Annotated in this window: 17 protein-coding genes; 13 read left to right on the top strand and 4 right to left on the bottom strand. The window is 71.1% G+C overall.

Translation table 11 applies throughout. The features are described from left to right. Positions 1–64 precede the first annotated feature (64 nt). Entirely contained in the window at positions 65–673 is a 609-nt protein-coding gene (locus ED92_RS28825; protein WP_037343842.1) for a phosphatase PAP2 family protein, read from the top strand. On the opposite strand, the gene zapE is transcribed toward ED92_RS28825, so the two are convergent. Beyond that, on the bottom strand, positions 627–1,661 hold the full coding sequence (gene zapE, locus ED92_RS28820; protein ID WP_037343841.1) for a cell division protein ZapE: 1,035 nt from the start codon (positions 1,659–1,661) through the stop codon (positions 627–629). The two genes, ED92_RS28825 and zapE, sit on opposite strands and share 47 nt — an antisense overlap. Positions 1,662–1,759: 98 nt before the next feature. Between zapE and ED92_RS28815 the strand changes: the two genes are divergently transcribed. The 10 genes from ED92_RS28815 (at position 1,760) to ED92_RS28770 (ending at position 8,467) form a co-directional block, all read left to right on the top strand. Next, the gene (locus tag ED92_RS28815; protein WP_037343840.1) at positions 1,760–2,506 is read left to right on the top strand and encodes a pyrimidine reductase family protein; all 747 of its coding nucleotides are present in this window, start codon (positions 1,760–1,762) and stop codon (positions 2,504–2,506) included. Then, positions 2,503–3,060, top strand: coding sequence for an RNA polymerase sigma factor (locus ED92_RS28810; protein WP_037343839.1), 558 nt, complete (start codon positions 2,503–2,505; stop codon positions 3,058–3,060). The genes ED92_RS28815 and ED92_RS28810 overlap by 4 nt, the downstream gene beginning before the upstream one ends. After that, positions 3,060–3,485 (top strand): hypothetical protein, encoded by a 426-nt coding sequence (locus ED92_RS28805; RefSeq protein ID WP_037343837.1) that lies wholly within the window; start codon positions 3,060–3,062, stop codon positions 3,483–3,485. The genes ED92_RS28810 and ED92_RS28805 overlap by 1 nt, the downstream gene beginning before the upstream one ends. Positions 3,486–3,617: 132 nt before the next feature. Next, complete coding sequence (locus ED92_RS28800) at positions 3,618–4,067, top strand: Asp23/Gls24 family envelope stress response protein (protein ID WP_037343835.1); 450 nt, start codon at positions 3,618–3,620, stop codon at positions 4,065–4,067. Beyond that, positions 4,067–4,243, top strand: coding sequence for a hypothetical protein (locus ED92_RS43050; RefSeq protein ID WP_005157087.1), 177 nt, complete (start codon positions 4,067–4,069; stop codon positions 4,241–4,243). Before ED92_RS28800 ends, ED92_RS43050 begins: the two co-directional genes overlap by 1 nt. After that, complete coding sequence (locus ED92_RS28790; protein ID WP_037343833.1) at positions 4,240–4,596, top strand: Asp23/Gls24 family envelope stress response protein; 357 nt, start codon at positions 4,240–4,242, stop codon at positions 4,594–4,596. The genes ED92_RS43050 and ED92_RS28790 overlap by 4 nt, the downstream gene beginning before the upstream one ends. 13 nt (positions 4,597–4,609) lie before the next feature. Beyond that, a complete protein-coding gene (locus ED92_RS28785; protein ID WP_037343831.1) occupies positions 4,610–5,146 on the top strand; it encodes a DUF6286 domain-containing protein in 537 nt (178 codons plus the stop codon). Next, entirely contained in the window at positions 5,143–5,730 is a 588-nt protein-coding gene (locus ED92_RS28780) for a hypothetical protein (RefSeq protein WP_037343828.1), read from the top strand. The genes ED92_RS28785 and ED92_RS28780 overlap by 4 nt, the downstream gene beginning before the upstream one ends. Positions 5,731–5,758: 28 nt before the next feature. Beyond that, a complete protein-coding gene (locus ED92_RS28775; RefSeq protein WP_037344505.1) occupies positions 5,759–6,838 on the top strand; it encodes an ATP-dependent DNA ligase in 1,080 nt (359 codons plus the stop codon). Positions 6,839–6,910: 72 nt separating this feature from the next. Continuing rightward, entirely contained in the window at positions 6,911–8,467 is a 1,557-nt protein-coding gene (locus ED92_RS28770; RefSeq protein ID WP_037343825.1) for an alpha/beta hydrolase, read from the top strand. 279 nt (positions 8,468–8,746) lie between these two features. Here the strand turns inward: ED92_RS28770 and ED92_RS28765 are convergent, their stop codons facing one another. Beyond that, positions 8,747–8,989: a DUF2630 family protein gene (locus ED92_RS28765; RefSeq protein ID WP_037343824.1), complete on the bottom strand. Its 243-nt coding sequence runs from the start codon at positions 8,987–8,989 to the stop codon at positions 8,747–8,749. A gap of 90 nt (positions 8,990–9,079) precedes the next feature. Here ED92_RS28765 and ED92_RS28760 point away from each other — a divergent pair, with 90 nt between their 5' ends. Beyond that, positions 9,080–9,436: a co-chaperone YbbN gene (locus ED92_RS28760; RefSeq protein ID WP_037343821.1), complete on the top strand. Its 357-nt coding sequence runs from the start codon at positions 9,080–9,082 to the stop codon at positions 9,434–9,436. 87 nt (positions 9,437–9,523) lie between these two features. On the opposite strand, the gene ED92_RS28755 is transcribed toward ED92_RS28760, so the two are convergent. Together ED92_RS28755 and pruA are read right to left on the bottom strand one after the other, a co-directional pair. Beyond that, the gene (locus ED92_RS28755) at positions 9,524–10,453 is read right to left on the bottom strand and encodes a proline dehydrogenase family protein (RefSeq protein WP_037343817.1); all 930 of its coding nucleotides are present in this window, start codon (positions 10,451–10,453) and stop codon (positions 9,524–9,526) included. 16 nt (positions 10,454–10,469) lie between these two features. After that, a complete protein-coding gene (gene pruA, locus ED92_RS28750) occupies positions 10,470–12,098 on the bottom strand; it encodes an L-glutamate gamma-semialdehyde dehydrogenase (RefSeq protein WP_037343816.1) in 1,629 nt (542 codons plus the stop codon). A gap of 206 nt (positions 12,099–12,304) precedes the next feature. Here pruA and ED92_RS28745 point away from each other — a divergent pair, with 206 nt between their 5' ends. Continuing rightward, a complete protein-coding gene (locus tag ED92_RS28745) occupies positions 12,305–13,819 on the top strand; it encodes a CdaR family transcriptional regulator (protein WP_037343813.1) in 1,515 nt (504 codons plus the stop codon). Positions 13,820–13,864: the final 45 nt, after the last annotated feature.

Raw genomic sequence — 13,864 nt, 5'->3', positions numbered from 1 at the left:
CCCCCTTCGTCTTCGCGAGCCGTCCTTGCATGGTGACTGATCGCCCGTCACGTAATCTCGCCGGATGAGCGGAAGAGCGCCGTACGGGCTGGTCGCGGTGACGTGCGCCGTGATCATGGTCGTGCTCGGGGTGCTGGTCTCCGGCGGAGGTGTCGCCGGTCCGGACGAACTCGCCGTGCGCTGGGTGGAGCGCGCCTTCGGCCCCGACACCGACCTGCTGCGGCTACTGGTGCTGCCGACCGAGGCCTACGTGCTGATCCCGGTCGAGGTGCTCGCCGCCGTCCTGTGCCTGGTCGGCGGGCGCAGGCTCGAAGCGGTGCTGACCATCGTGGGCCCGCTCGTCGCGATCCTCGCGAACACCTGGGTGCTCAAACCGCTTTTCGACCGCTGGAAGTACACCTATCTCGCCTATCCCAGCGGGCATACCGTCGCGCTGGTCGCGGTGCTGACCGTGCTCGTCCTGCTCGCCCGTCCCGGCGTCGCCAGGGCGGTCATCGCGACGGTGGGCGCGGTGGTGCTGTGCGGCGTGACGATCGGCATGATCGGCCTCGGCTACCACTACCTGACCGACGTCGTGGGCGGCACGCTGTTCGCCGTCGCGACCGTGTGCGCGACGTGGGTCCTGCTCACCTGGGCTGCACGGCGTCGCGCGCCAGTGCCGTCAGACGGCTGACGGCGCGCAGGTACTTCTTGCGGTAGCCGCCGTTCACCATCTCCTCGGTGAACAGCTCCGGCACCGGCTCGCCCGAGACCACCAGCGGGATCGCGCGGTCGTAGAGCCGGTCGGCGAAGGCGACCAGCCGCAGTCCGACGTTCTGGTCGGGCACCGGGTGGATGTCGCGCAGGTGCACCCGGGTCACGCCGTCGAGAAGCCTTCCGTAGCGCGAAGGGTGCAGCTTGCCCAGGTGATCGCACAGCGCGTCGAAATCGTCCACTGTGGACTCGGGATGCGCGGCGGCGGAGGCTTCCAGCTCCTCGGCGCTCGCGGGCGGCGGCGCGTCCGGGAGCCCGCGGTGGCGGTAGTCGGGGCCGTCCACGCGGCAGACGCCGAACCGGGCGGACAGCGACTGGATCTCGCGCAGGAAGTCCGCGGCGGCGAACCGGCCCTCGCCGAGTTTGTCCGGCAGCGTGTTGGAGGTCGCCGCGACGAACACCCCGGCCGAGATCAGTTCCTGCAGCAGCCGCGTGACGAGCATGGTGTCGCCGGGGTCGTCGAGTTCGAACTCGTCGATCGCCAGGAACCGGTGCTCCGACAGCCGCCGCACCGCCTCGGCGAACCCCAGCGCGCCGACGAGGTGGGTCAGCTCCACGAACGTCCCGTACGCCTTGGGCGACGGCGTCTCGTGCCACGTCGAGGCGAGCAGGTGCGTCTTGCCGACGCCGAACCCGCCGTCGAGGTAGAGCCCCATCGGCCCGGACGGCGCCTCGTCCCCACCGCCGAACAACGCGCGCAGCTTCGACTTCGGCTTCCGGTTCGAGGCCTCCGCCACGCGCTTCGCGAACGCGCCGCAGTCGACGACGGCCTGTGCCTGGCTCGGCTCGTCCGGATTGGGCACGTAGGTGGAGAACCGGACCGCGTCGAACCTCGGCGGCGGGACGAGCGCGGTGATCAGCTCGTCGGCGGACAGCTCCGGACGGCGATCGATCAGGCGGGCGGGCATTCGCCGAGGGTAACGGCACCGTCGTCGCGGGTTCACTCTCCCTGACCGGGCGTATCCCCCGCTCAGCGGTGCCGTAGGGCGCGTGTTGGGATGGCGGTGTGCAGCTTTTGTGGCCAACGACACCGGCGGAACCCGTCTCCGACGGCGACCTCGAACGGCTCTACGGGTATCCGGAAGACCTGGCCCGTCCCTGGGTCCAGGTCAACTTCGTCAGCTCCGCGGACGGCGCGGTGGCGGTCGACGAGCTGTCCGAGGGGCTCTCCTCCCCCGCCGACAAGCGGATCTTCCTGATGGGACGGCTGCTTTCCGACGTGATCCTGGTCGGCGCCGGCACCGCGCGCGCCGAGGGCTACCGCGGCGCGCGGAGCACTCCCGGACGCGCCGCCCGCCGCGTCGCGCTCGGGCTGTCCGAGGTGCCGCCGATCGCCGTGGTGACCCGTTCGGGTGAGCTCGACCCCGAAGGCCCGTTGTTCACCGACACGAAGGTCCCGCCGATCGTCATCACCACCGAGAAGGCGCCCCGGGCCGCACTGGAACGCGCGGGTGCCGAGGTGCTCGTCGCGGGGACCGAAGACGTCGACCTGCACCGCGCGCTCGCGCTGCTGGACGACCGCGGGCTGCGCCGGATCGACTGCGAGGGCGGGCCGGCGCTGTTCGCCGACCTGATCGCGGCCGACCTCGTCGACCAGCTGTGCCTGACCGTCGCCCCGCTGCTGGCGGGCGCGGGCGAACGCCGGATCGCCGACGGCCGCCCGTCCCCGGAACCACGGCGGATGGACCTCGCGTCCGTGCTCTTCGAAGACGGTTTCACCATGTTGCGTTATCGCCGCCGGGAGAGCGGGTGAGCGAGGCCGCGCCGGTTCCGGACGAGGAACTGGCGGCCCGGGCCGCCGCCGGGGACCACGGTGCCTTCGACATCCTGGTCCGGCGGCACACGGCCAGGATGTACCGGGTGGCGCTGCGGATCACCGGCAGTTCGTCGGAGGCCGAGGACGTCGTCCAGGAGGCATGGCTCTCCGCCTGGCGCGCCTTGCCGGGCTTCCGGTTCGAATCCGCGGTGTCGACCTGGCTCTACCGGGTGACGACGAACGGCGCGCTCGGCGTGGTCCGCCGACGGAAACCGACGGTGCCGCTCGACGAGGGCGACGCGGGCGTCGTGCCTGGTCCGGAGGGGTACGTGGTGAGCGCCGAACAGGTCGGCAGGGTGCTGCGCGCGATCGCCGAACTCGACGTCGGCCAGCGGATCCCGCTGATTCTGCGAGAATTCGAAGGGTTGACCTACGACGAGGTGGCCGAGGTGCTGGAAGTCAGCGTGCCCGCTCTGCGCGCCCGCCTGCACCGCGCGCGGGTGGCGCTGCTGGCGAAACTCGGCGACAACTTCCGACCCGGGGAACGGTGATGAGCGAGGATCCGCGCGACGACCCCCGGTGGCAGCAGGTGCGCGCCGCCGCGAGCCGTCCGGTACCGACACCGCCGGGACTCGTCGAACGGGTGCTCCGCTCGGTCGGCGGCGTCCGCGGCGGGCACACCACCGCGCCGCTCGATCTGCCGTCGTCGGGCGGCAGGACCCAGGTGTCGGAACGGGCGCTGGTGCTGATGACCAGAAGCCTCGCCGCCGAGATCGGCCGCGAACTCGGCGGGGTCCACGTCTCGGCCGTCGCGCTCGAAGAGGACGTGCTCCAGGTGCTGGTGACGATCCGGTTCGGCGTCGAGGCCGGCGTCGCGGAACTGTTGCGGCACCGGCTCGGCGCGGCGCTGTCCGGCCAGCTCGGTTCGGCCCCGCCCACGATCAACATCCACGTCGTCGACGTCCACCCGGACTGAACCGCAACTGATTACCCCATCCGGGGGACATCGCGTGACGGCTCGGCGTGCGCGTGTGTCCAGGTCGGTGAGAGCGTAGGGATCGCCGCGCGCGCAGGTCGCGCGGCACCGGTGCGAGAAGGAGCGAACTTCATGGCGCAGCCGAGCGCGAGCAAGCCCGACACCCCGGTCGCGGGGTCGTCGCTCAACGAGGAAGGAGCCGCCGGCAAGACCACGATCTCGTCGGTGGTGGTGCAGAAGGTGGCCGGTCTCGCCACCCGCGAGGTGACCGGGATCCACGCCCTGGGCGGCGGCGTCTCGCGGGCCTTCGGCGCGATCCGCGAGCGCATCCCCGGCTCCGGCACCGTCACCACGTCCGGCGTCTCGGTCGAGGTCGGCGAGAAGCAGGCCGCGATCGACCTCGACGTGGTCGTCGAGTACGGCGCCCGCATCGTCGACGTCGCGCGCGCGGTGCGCCGCAACGTGATCGGCCAGGTCGAGCAGATCACCGGCCTCGAGGTGATCGAGGTCAACATCGCGGTCAACGACATCCACCTGCCCGACGAGAACGGCGGCGAGACCGAGACCTCGCGGGTGGAGTGATGAACGGGACCCAGACCGGCCTGCTCGCCGGCCTCATCCTCGGCCTCGCCGCGACCCAGGGCTTCACCGCGTTCCTGGTGACGCTGGCCGTCGGCGTCATCGGCCTCGTCCTCGGCCGCGTGCTCGACGGCGAACTCGACCTCGGCGACCTGTTCGGCCGGGGCCGCGACAAATGACCCTCCCGGCCGAACCGGAGGACCGCGGCACCCTCACCATCGCGCCGTCCGTGGTCCGCAAGATCGCGCAGCACGCCGCGGACCAGGTCGACGGGACCACGCGCGCCGAGCGGCGGATCGCCGGGCTCGGGCTGGGGACACACGGCGCGAGCGCGAAGGTCGGCGGCGAGGGCAACGACGTCGATCTCGTGCTCGACGTCGCGCTGAACTACCCGGCGCCGGTGCGGCGGATCGTCGGCGACCTGCGCTCCAGGGTCACCGAGGAGGTCGAACGGATCACCTCGTACCAGGTCCGGGACATCTCGGTGACGGTCTCCGCGCTCCTGCCCGACATCGCGCCCCGCGTCCGCTAGAAGGAGCACCCGCATGCGTTTGTTCGTCCGCCTGCTGTCGGCCCTGCTCGGGCTGGCGCTGGCCGCCGCCGGGGTCCTGCTGGCGCTGGAGGTCGGCTGGGGCTGGTGGCGGCCGGGACGCGGGCCGCTGTTCGTCCCCTGGGACGACTGGCGCGACAGGCTCGCGGAGCTGTCCTGGAACACCGCCGAAGTCCGGTACCTGGCGATCGCCGTCGCGGTCGTCGGGCTGCTGCTGATCCTGGCGGCCGCCTCGGCCGGGCGGCGCGCCATCCAGCTGACCGATCCGGCGAACGAGGTCAGCGTGACCACGTCGCCGCGTTCGCTGGCGAGGCTGGTCGGGGTCACGGTGCGCGCGCAGGACAACGTCGTGGGCGCCAAGGTCACGGCCACCGCCAAGAAGATCCGCGTCCGCGCGACGAGCAGGCTGGAAACCGAAGGTGCGCTGCGGCCGCGGCTGCTGGAGACGGTCTCCGGTCTGCTCGACGACGTCCCGTTGGTGCGACGGCCGAAGGTGTCGGTCGTCGTCGACTCCCCGAAGGACCGCCGATGACCCGTTCGGTCTCCGCCAAGGCACTCGGCCGGTCCACCGGCACGGAACGGACGCTGACCGTCCTCATCGGACTCCTCGCGCTGCTCGGCGGGGCCGCGGCGCTGGTGGTCGGGGCGGGCTGGCTCGGCACGTACCGCGCCGACCGGCCGCTCGTGGACCCGATCGCCCTCGACTGGCTGTCGGGGCACGCGCTCGCCGGCCGCGTCGGCGCGATCGTGCTCGGCGTCCTCCTGCTGTGGCTGGGCCTGTGGTGGTTCTTCCGGTCGCTGCGCCCGGAAGGCCGCCCGGACCTAGAACTCGACGACGACCTCGTGGTCACCTCCTCGGCCATCTCCGAGGCCGTCCGCCTCGACGCCGAGACGGTCGACGGGGTCGGGCGCGCCCGGGTCCGCGCGGTCGGCGACAAGGAGAACCCGGCGCTGCGCATCACGCTCTGGCTCGTCGAGGGCACCGACCTGAAACGGGTCTGGGAGCAGCTCGACCACACCGTGCTGGCCCGCGCGCGGGAATCGCTCGGGGTGGACGTCCTGCCGACCGCCGTCCGGATCGAACTCGACACGACGGCACCGCAACGGGTGCGCTGACCGCGCCGGTGCGGCAAGAATGGCCGTCATGTCGCTTCCCTTGACGCCGCCGGTCAAACCGATGCTCGCCAAACCGGCGAAGGCGATCCCCGATTCCGGCGGGCTGCTGTTCGAGCCCAAATGGGACGGCTACCGCTGCCTGGTGTTCCGCGACGGCGACGAGCTGACGCTGCAGTCACGGTCGGAGAAGCCGCTGAACCGGTACTTCCCCGAGGTCGTCGAGCGGTTGAAGGCTGCGCTGCCCGAACGCATCGTGCTGGACGGCGAACTGGTGGTCGCCCGGGGCGGGAAGCTCGACTTCGACGCGCTCACCGACCGCGTCCACCCCGCCGAGAGCCGCATCAAGCTGCTGGCGGAACAGACCCCGGCCGAGTTCGTCGCGTTCGACCTGCTGGCGCTCGGCGACGAGTCCTTTCTGGACGAACCGACGTCGAAACGGCGGGAACGACTGGAGAAGCTGGCCTCCGACGGCATCCATCTCACCCCGGCCACCGCGGATCCCGCGGTCGCGCGGCACTGGTTCGAACTGTTCGAGGGCGCCGGGCTCGACGGCGTCATCGGCAAACCGCTCGACGAGCCGTACACGCCCGGTAAACGCGTGCTCCTGAAGTACAAGCACTCGCGCACCGCCGACTGCGTGCTCGCGGGGCTGCGCTGGCACGTCGACGGCGAACCGGGCGAGCTGGTCGGTTCGTTCCTGCTCGGGCTCTACGACGAGAACGGCGTGCTGCACCATCCCGGTGTCGTCGGCTCGTTCCCGGTCACCCGGCGGCGTGAACTGGCCGAGGAGCTGGCGCCGCTGATCACCGACGGGGCGGATCACCCCTGGCTGGGCGACAACGTGCGGGAACACCAGCGGATCCCCGGCGGGATCACCCGATGGAAGGCCAAAGAGGCACCGTGGGTGCCGCTGAAGCTGGAGAAGGTGGTCGAGGTCGGCTACGAACACACGGAAGGCGGATATCCGTCGCGGTTCCGCCACACCGCGCAGTTCAAACGCTGGCGCCCCGACCGCGAGCCGGACTCCTGCACCTACGCCCAGCTCGACGAGGTCGCCCGCTACGACCTGGACGCCGTCTTCCGCGGCGAGGTGAAACGCACCCGCTAACCGTGTCCTGACATCCGACCTGCGAAGCTCTGTTCCGAGCTTTTGTCATGCCTTGGAAGTGAGGACCAGCCCGTGAGCACCGCCCGCCGCACGCCACGGCTGATCCTGACGACCACCGTGGTGACGGCCGTGCTCGCGGGCTGCACCGCCGGGCCGTCGGTCCGGCCCGCGGTGATCGACAACGACGGCAAGCCGGCTCCCGGCGGCCAGACCACGGCGCAGCAGGTGCCGCTGCCGCCGCTCGCGGAACCCCGGTCGCCGTCGATCAAATGGGAGGACTGCGACGAGGCGACCCGGCAGCGGCTGGGTCAGCCGTCCGTGCCGGATACGCTGAAGTTCTCCTGCGCCAGGGTGCCCACCACGCTCGACGCACCGGATCTGCCCGGTCGCGGGCTCTCGCGGCTGTCGGTGGTCAAGACCGGCGGCGGGCCCATCCCGCTCGTCGTGGTCAACGACGTCGACGGCGAGCCGGGGTCGCTGTACGCCGCGCGGCTGGCCGCGACGCTGCCGCCCGAGTTCCTGCAGAAGTTCTCCCTGATCGGGGTGGACCGGCGCGGGACCGGGGCGTCCGCGCCGGTGCAGTGCATCCCGGCGGAGATCCGCACCGATCTCCTGGGCGGCGATCCGGCGGCCGCCGACCTCGAAAGCGTCGTCGACGCGGCGCGCAAGGCGGGTCAGCAGTGCGCCATCGAACTGGACGACTCGCAGGTCGCGATGGACAGCTGGCGGGCCGCGGGCGACCTCGAAGAACTCCGTGAGCAACTCGGCATGGACAAGCTGCACGCGCTCGGACGCGGCGACGGTTCGAAGGTCCTCGCCGAATACGCCGTGCGGTTCCCGGCGCAGGTCGGCAGGGTGATGCTCGACGGACTGCCCGACCCCGCCCCCGACGCGGCGGCCGTGCAGGAGTCGGTCGCCGCGAGCGCGCAAGCGACCCTCGACGCTTTCGGCGCCGACTGCATCGCGAGGGGCTGCCCGATCGGCGACGCCCGCTCGGCCGTGTCCGCCGTCGCGGACCGGCTCCGCTCGGCTTCCGCGACGACCACCGACGGCGCGGAGATCACGCCGGGGATCGCGCTGTACGCCATCTACTCCGGGCTCGCGCAGCGCTCGCGCTGGGTGGAACTCGCCGAGGCGCTCAAGACCGCGCAGACCGGCGACGTCACCCCGCTGGCCGCGTTCGCCGAACCGGTGCTGAAGGACTCCCGGGCACGGCCTTCGCGGCTGGACGGCACGCTCGCGACCAGGTGCAACGACAGCGCGACCCGGCTCTCGGCCGAAGAACTCACACGTGTGACCACGACCCTGCGGGACAAGTACTCGCAGTTCGGCGTCTTCGCCGCGCAGCAACTGGCCTGGTGCAGCCCGTGGCCCGTGCGCCGCGAGCCGCTCCCGCCCGCGGGAGCGCCGGGTGCGCCGCCGATGCTCGTCGCGGGCACCGCGACCGACCCGGTCACCCCGGAACAGGGCACCGGCCGGGCCGCCGACCAGATGCCGAGCGCGGTCACGATCACCTGGCAGGGTGCCGGGCACGGCGCGCTGAGCCTCTCGCCATGCGTGGCGGACGCGACGCGGGTGTTCCTGATCGACGGGAAGGTGCCCGTCGACGGGACCCTCTGCCCGGCCTGAGTCCCTACCCGCCTCGCCGCCTGAAGTGTCATGAAAGGGCCGTTCAGGACGTTTTTCGTCCTGAACGGCCCTTTCATGACACTTCTGGTGCGACACCAGCGTGGCGCCCCTGGAGCTAGGGCGCGTTGCGAAAGCCACTTTCGCAACGTTGAAGGTTGCGAAAGTGGCTTTCACAACCTCACCCGCCCCACACTCCCCACCCGCGCGCCATGAAAGGTCCTTTCCTTGCAAAATTTGCAAGGAAAGGACCTTTCATGGCATCCGCCGGGACCGAAACAGCTACTGCCGGTACGACTCCACCTCGGACACCGGCCGCGCCGAAGCCTGATCCGGGTCCTCGTCGAACTCGACCCGCGCCCGTCGCTGCCGCAGCAGGTCCCAGCACTGGTCCAGCTGCTGCTCGACGCTCGCGAGGCGGGACCGGTCGTCCGAGCTGAGCCCGGTGCCGATCGCCCGCGAACGGAGTTCGTGCTCCTCGCTGACCAGTTCGTCGATCCGGCTGAGGATGTCCCCGTCGGCCATACGCACCTCCCGCGAAACGTGGGTTGCTCCATCCGAGACGCTACGCGCAATCACGGGAATGCGCGTCCCGCCCGATTCGTTACGCCGGGCATGAGCACTGTGGAGCTGACCGCCGCCAACTTCGACCAGGTCGTGTCCGACAACGACTTCGTCATCATCGACTTCTGGGCGGGCTGGTGCATGCCGTGCCGTCAGTTCGCGCCGACCTACGAGAAGGTGTCGGAGAACCACGACGACATCGTGTTCGCGAGCGTCGACACCGAGGCCGAGCAGCAGCTGGCCGCCGCCTTCGACGTGCGCTCGATCCCCACCCTCGCGGTCATCCGCGACAAGACGGTGATCTACGCCCAGCCGGGCGCGCTGCCGGAGAAGACGCTCGAAGACCTCATCCAGCAGGCGCGCGACATCGACATGGACAAGCTCGAGGAAGAGGCCCAGGAGGCCTGACGAGCACGAAGAAGGGGCCTTGCCCGGCGGGTTTCGCCGGGCAAGGCCCCTTTGTACTTCAGCGGAACAGTGCCACCCGGGACCGGGTCAGCCCTTGGTGGCGAGTCCGCGCAGGAAGAACGCCAGGTTCGCCGGGCGTTCCGCCAGCCTGCGCATGAAATAGCCGTACCATTCGTCGCCGTAGGGGACGTAGACGCGCATCGTCTTGCCGTCGCCCGCGATCCGGCGCTGCTCTTCGGGACGGATCCCGTACAGCATCTGGAATTCGTGGTCGTCCGCCTCGCGGCCCGCGTCCGCCGCGAGCTTCTCGGCGATCGCGATCATCCTCGGGTCGTGCGAGGCGACCATCGGATAACCCTTGCCCTGCATGAGGATCTTCAGGCAGCGAACGTAGGACTTGTCCACTTCGGACTTGTCCTGGAACGCGACCTCCTCGGGTTCGGCGTACGCGCCCTTGCACAGCCGGACACGGGATCCTTCGACCGCCAGGTCCCGGCAGTCCTGCTCGGTGCGCCGCAGGTAGGCCTGCAGCACCGCGCCGACCCACGGGTACTCGGTGCGCAGTTCCTTGAGGATGCCCAGCGTCGAGTCGGTGGTGGTGTGGTCCTCCATGTCGAGGGTCACCGTGGCACCGACCGCTTCGGCCGCCGCGCAGATCTTGCGGGCGTTCTCCAGCGCGACCTTCTCGCCGTCGGCGGGCAGGAACTGGCCCACCGCGGACAGCTTCACCGACACGTCCGCGCCGAACGCGAGGCCGTCGGCCGCCAGCGCGGTCAGCAGTTCCTCGTAGGCGCGGACGGTCGTCGCGGCCTGCTCGGCGTCGGTGGTGTCCTCGCCGAGGTGGTCGAGGGTGACCCGGAGGCCGTCGTCGGCCAGTTCGCGGACCACCCGGGCGGCGTCGGGCGTCTTCGCGCCGGCGACGAACCGGCTGACCACCGATCGGGTGGCGGGGACGACCTCGACCAGCTTGCGCATCCGCTGGGATCGAGCGGCGGCGAGCAACGGGGCACGCAACATCACGAACTCCTGGTTCTCAGCCCTGGTGGGGGTAACGGACGCTGGTGGGCGGGACGAAGGTCTCCTTGACCGAGCGCGGGCTCGTCCAGCGGAGCAGGTTGAACACCGAACCGGCCTTGTCGTTCGTGCCGGACGCGCGGCCGCCGCCGAAGGGCTGCTGGCCGACGACCGCGCCGGTCGGCTTGTCGTTGACGTAGAAGTTGCCGGCGGCGAAGCGCAGCGCCTCGGACGCCTTCGCGACAGCGGTGCGGTCGTTCGCGATGACCGCACCGGTCAGCGCGTAGTCGGCGGTCTCGTCGACCAGCTTGAGCACCTTGTCGAAGTCCTCGTCCTCGTACACGTGGAGCGCGAGGATCGGGCCGAAGTACTCGGTGCGGAAGATCTCGTGCTCCGGGTTGTCCGACACCAGGATCGTCGGGCGCACGAAGTAGCCGACGCTGTCGTCGGCGGCGCCACCGGCGATGACCTCGATCTCGGGGTCCTCGGCCGCGCTGGCCAGCACGGCGGCGTGCTTGTCGAAGGCGCGGCGGTCGATCACGGCGCCACCGAAGTTGGTCAGGTCGTTGACGTCGCCGTAGGTGATGGCCTCGGTCTCGGAGACCAGCTCGTCCTTCAGGCTCGCCCAGAGCGACCGCGGGACGTAGGCGCGGGACGCGGCCGAGCACTTCTGGCCCTGGTACTCGAAGGCGCCGCGGATCAGCGCGGTGCGCAGGATGTCGACGTCGGCGGAGGCGTGCGCGAGCACGAAGTCCTTGCCGCCGGTCTCGCCGACCAGGCGCGGGTACGTGCGGTAGCCGGAGATGTTGGCGCCGACGGTGGCCCACAGGTGCTGGAAGGTCGCGGTCGAACCGGTGAAGTGGATCCCGGCCAGGTCGCGGTGGGTCAGGGCGACCTCGGAGACGGCCTTGCCGTCACCCGGCAGCAGGTTGATCACGCCCGGCGGCATACCTGCCTCTTCGAGCAGCCGCATCAGCATGTGCGCGGCGTAGCTCTGCGTCGGCGACGGCTTCCACAGCACGACGTTGCCCATCAGCGCGGGCGCGGTCGGCAGGTTGCCGGAGATCGCGGTGAAGTTGAACGGGGTGATGGCGTACACGAAGCCCTCGAGCGGGCGGTGCTCCATCCGGTTCCAGATGCCGGGCGAGCTGACCGGCTGCTCGGCGAGGATCTGACGGCCGAACGCGACGTTGAAGCGCCAGAAGTCGATGAGCTCGCAGGCGGAGTCGATCTCGGCCTGGAAGGCGGTCTTCGACTGGCCGAGCATGGTGGCGGCGTTCAGCTTGGCGCGCCACGGGCCGGCGAGCAGGTCGGCGGCGCGCAGGATGATGGCGGCGCGGTCGTCGAAGGACAGCGCGCGCCAGCCGGGAGCGGCGGCCTTGGCGGCGGCGATCGCGTCGTGGGTGTCCTGCGCGGTCGCGCTGTGGATGACGCCCAGCACCGCCTTGTGGTTGTGCGGCTGGACGACCTCGATCTTCTCGCCGCCGCCCTTGCGCTGCTCACCACCGATCGTCGCGGTGATGTCGATGGGGTCGGCGTTGCCCAGCAACTTGAGCGCGCCCTCGAGTTCAGCGCGCTCAGCGCTGCCCGGCGCGTAGTTCAGCACCGGCTCGTTCTTCGGGGCGGGGGTCTGGGTCACGGCGTCCACTGACTGCTCCTGACTTCACTTCGCCGGATAGAGGTCTCACCCCGAACGGTAGACCGGACGGCGTCGCCACGGCTTGTTCGACTGGCTAGAATCGGGGTGACCATCTTGTCCGATCGGCTTAATTCGGTGATGACCTGACCACGGATACGACCACAGGCGCCTCGCTCCGGCATGTCCTCGCCACGCTCGGGGAACCGCTGGTCAGGGTGCTCGCGGCCCCTGGCGGGCTCGGCGTCGGAGTGGAGGACGTGGTCATCCACGATCCGGAGGATCCGCCCGACGCCCATCCGGGTGACCTCGTCCTGGTGATCGGCGCCCGCGGACGCTCCGCCGCGGCAGCGATCCGGGCGGCGGGGCGGTCCGGCGCGGCCGCCGTCGCGGTCAAGACCGGCTCGGCCGTCGTCGACGTCGCGGCCGACGCGGGGATCGCGCTGATCGAGGTCGGCCACGAGGCGCGCTGGGAGCAGGTCGAAGCACTGGCCAGGGGCGTGGTCGACGCGGCGCGCGCGGGTGGTGAGGCGGACAGCGGCGAGGTGCTGGGCGATCTGTTCTCGCTCGCGCAGACCATCGCGACGCTGACCGGCGGCCTGGTCAGCATCGAGGACACCGCGAGCCGCGTGCTGGCCTATTCGCGGGCGGGCGACGAGGTGGACGAACTGCGCCGGCTTTCGATCCTCGGCCGCGAAGGCCCGGAACGGTATCTCGCGATGTTGCGCGAATGGGGCGTCTACCAGCGGCTTCGCGCCGGTGAAGGCATCGTCCGCATCGACGAGCGGCCCGATCTCGGCATCCGGCGCCGGATCGCGGCCGGGATCCACGCCGGATCGCAGCCGCTGGGCACGATCTGGGTCCAGGAGGGCGCGCATCCGCTCACCGAAAGCGCGGAGGTCGCGTTGCTCGGGGCGAGCCGGGCGCTGGCGCCGCAGCTGATCCGCCACCGGACGCTGCCCAGCCCCGAACTCCGGCTGCGCGAGGATCTTCTAGCCGGCCTGCTCGACGGCCGCGTCGACGCCGAGTCCGTCGCCGACGACATCGGCGCGGATCCCGCGAAACCCGCCATGGTGCTGGCGTTCTCGCTCCCCCGCGACCGGGCCGCCACCGACCGGCAGCTGCGGCGCGCCGAGCTGGTGCACCTGATCACCGTGCACACCGCCGCGTACCGGCGGAGCGCGCTGGTGAGCGTGATCGGCGGCCGGGTCTACGCGCTCCTTCCCGACCTCCCCGAGCACGCGGAAGCGCGGATCCTGGCGCTGGCCAAGGAAATCGTCGGTACCGCGCAACGGCATCTCGACGTCCGGGTGCGCGCGGCGCTCGGCGGTGTCGTGCCCCGGCTCTCGGACGCGGCGGCCTCGCGCGGCGACGCGGACCGCGTGCTGGCGACGATGGCGCGCGGGCACGAGACCGCGGACGTCGCCTCGCTGGCCGACGTCCGCGCCGAAGTCCTGCTCTCGGAGGTGCTCGCCTTCCTCGGCGAGCAACCGAGGATCCGCGACCCGCGGCTGACCGAACTGGCCGCGCACGACGCGGAGCACGGCGGGATCCTGGTGCCCGCCGTGCTCGCGTACCTCGACGCGTTCGGGGACGTCCGGCGCGCGGCGCGCGAGCTGAACATCCATCCGAACACGGTCCGGTACCGGGTGCGCCGCGCCGGCGAGGTGTCCGGGATCGACCTGGACGACCCCGCCCAGCGCATGCTCACCCAGCTCCTCTTGCGCCTCTAGGGTTTCCCCCTGCCCGCAATTAGTCCTCTGGATGCGGTCCTTGCG

Origin of the sequence: Amycolatopsis sp. MJM2582, assembly GCF_000754115.1 — a bacterium.
In the GTDB taxonomy this organism is placed as follows: Bacteria; Actinomycetota; Actinomycetes; order Mycobacteriales; family Pseudonocardiaceae; genus Amycolatopsis; species Amycolatopsis japonica.
This window is presented reverse-complemented; position numbering and strand designations above follow the sequence as displayed.

What these genes read in the sequence shown, in the direction of transcription:
- ED92_RS28825 (WP_037343842.1), top strand. Translation starts at nt 65, where the DNA reads ATGAGCGGAAGAGCGCCGTACGGGCTGGTCGCGGTGACGTGCGCCGTG.
- zapE (WP_037343841.1), bottom strand. Translation starts at nt 1,661, where the DNA reads ATGCCCGCCCGCCTGATCGATCGCCGTCCGGAGCTGTCCGCCGACGAG.
- ED92_RS28805 (WP_037343837.1), top strand. Translation starts at nt 3,060, where the DNA reads ATGAGCGAGGATCCGCGCGACGACCCCCGGTGGCAGCAGGTGCGCGCC.
- ED92_RS28800 (WP_037343835.1), top strand. Translation starts at nt 3,618, where the DNA reads ATGGCGCAGCCGAGCGCGAGCAAGCCCGACACCCCGGTCGCGGGGTCG.
- ED92_RS43050 (WP_005157087.1), top strand. Translation starts at nt 4,067, where the DNA reads ATGAACGGGACCCAGACCGGCCTGCTCGCCGGCCTCATCCTCGGCCTC.
- ED92_RS28790 (WP_037343833.1), top strand. Translation starts at nt 4,240, where the DNA reads ATGACCCTCCCGGCCGAACCGGAGGACCGCGGCACCCTCACCATCGCG.
- ED92_RS28785 (WP_037343831.1), top strand. Translation starts at nt 4,610, where the DNA reads ATGCGTTTGTTCGTCCGCCTGCTGTCGGCCCTGCTCGGGCTGGCGCTG.
- ED92_RS28780 (WP_037343828.1), top strand. Translation starts at nt 5,143, where the DNA reads ATGACCCGTTCGGTCTCCGCCAAGGCACTCGGCCGGTCCACCGGCACG.
- ED92_RS28775 (WP_037344505.1), top strand. Translation starts at nt 5,759, where the DNA reads ATGTCGCTTCCCTTGACGCCGCCGGTCAAACCGATGCTCGCCAAACCG.
- ED92_RS28765 (WP_037343824.1), bottom strand. Translation starts at nt 8,989, where the DNA reads ATGGCCGACGGGGACATCCTCAGCCGGATCGACGAACTGGTCAGCGAG.
- ED92_RS28760 (WP_037343821.1), top strand. Translation starts at nt 9,080, where the DNA reads ATGAGCACTGTGGAGCTGACCGCCGCCAACTTCGACCAGGTCGTGTCC.
- ED92_RS28755 (WP_037343817.1), bottom strand. Translation starts at nt 10,453, where the DNA reads ATGTTGCGTGCCCCGTTGCTCGCCGCCGCTCGATCCCAGCGGATGCGC.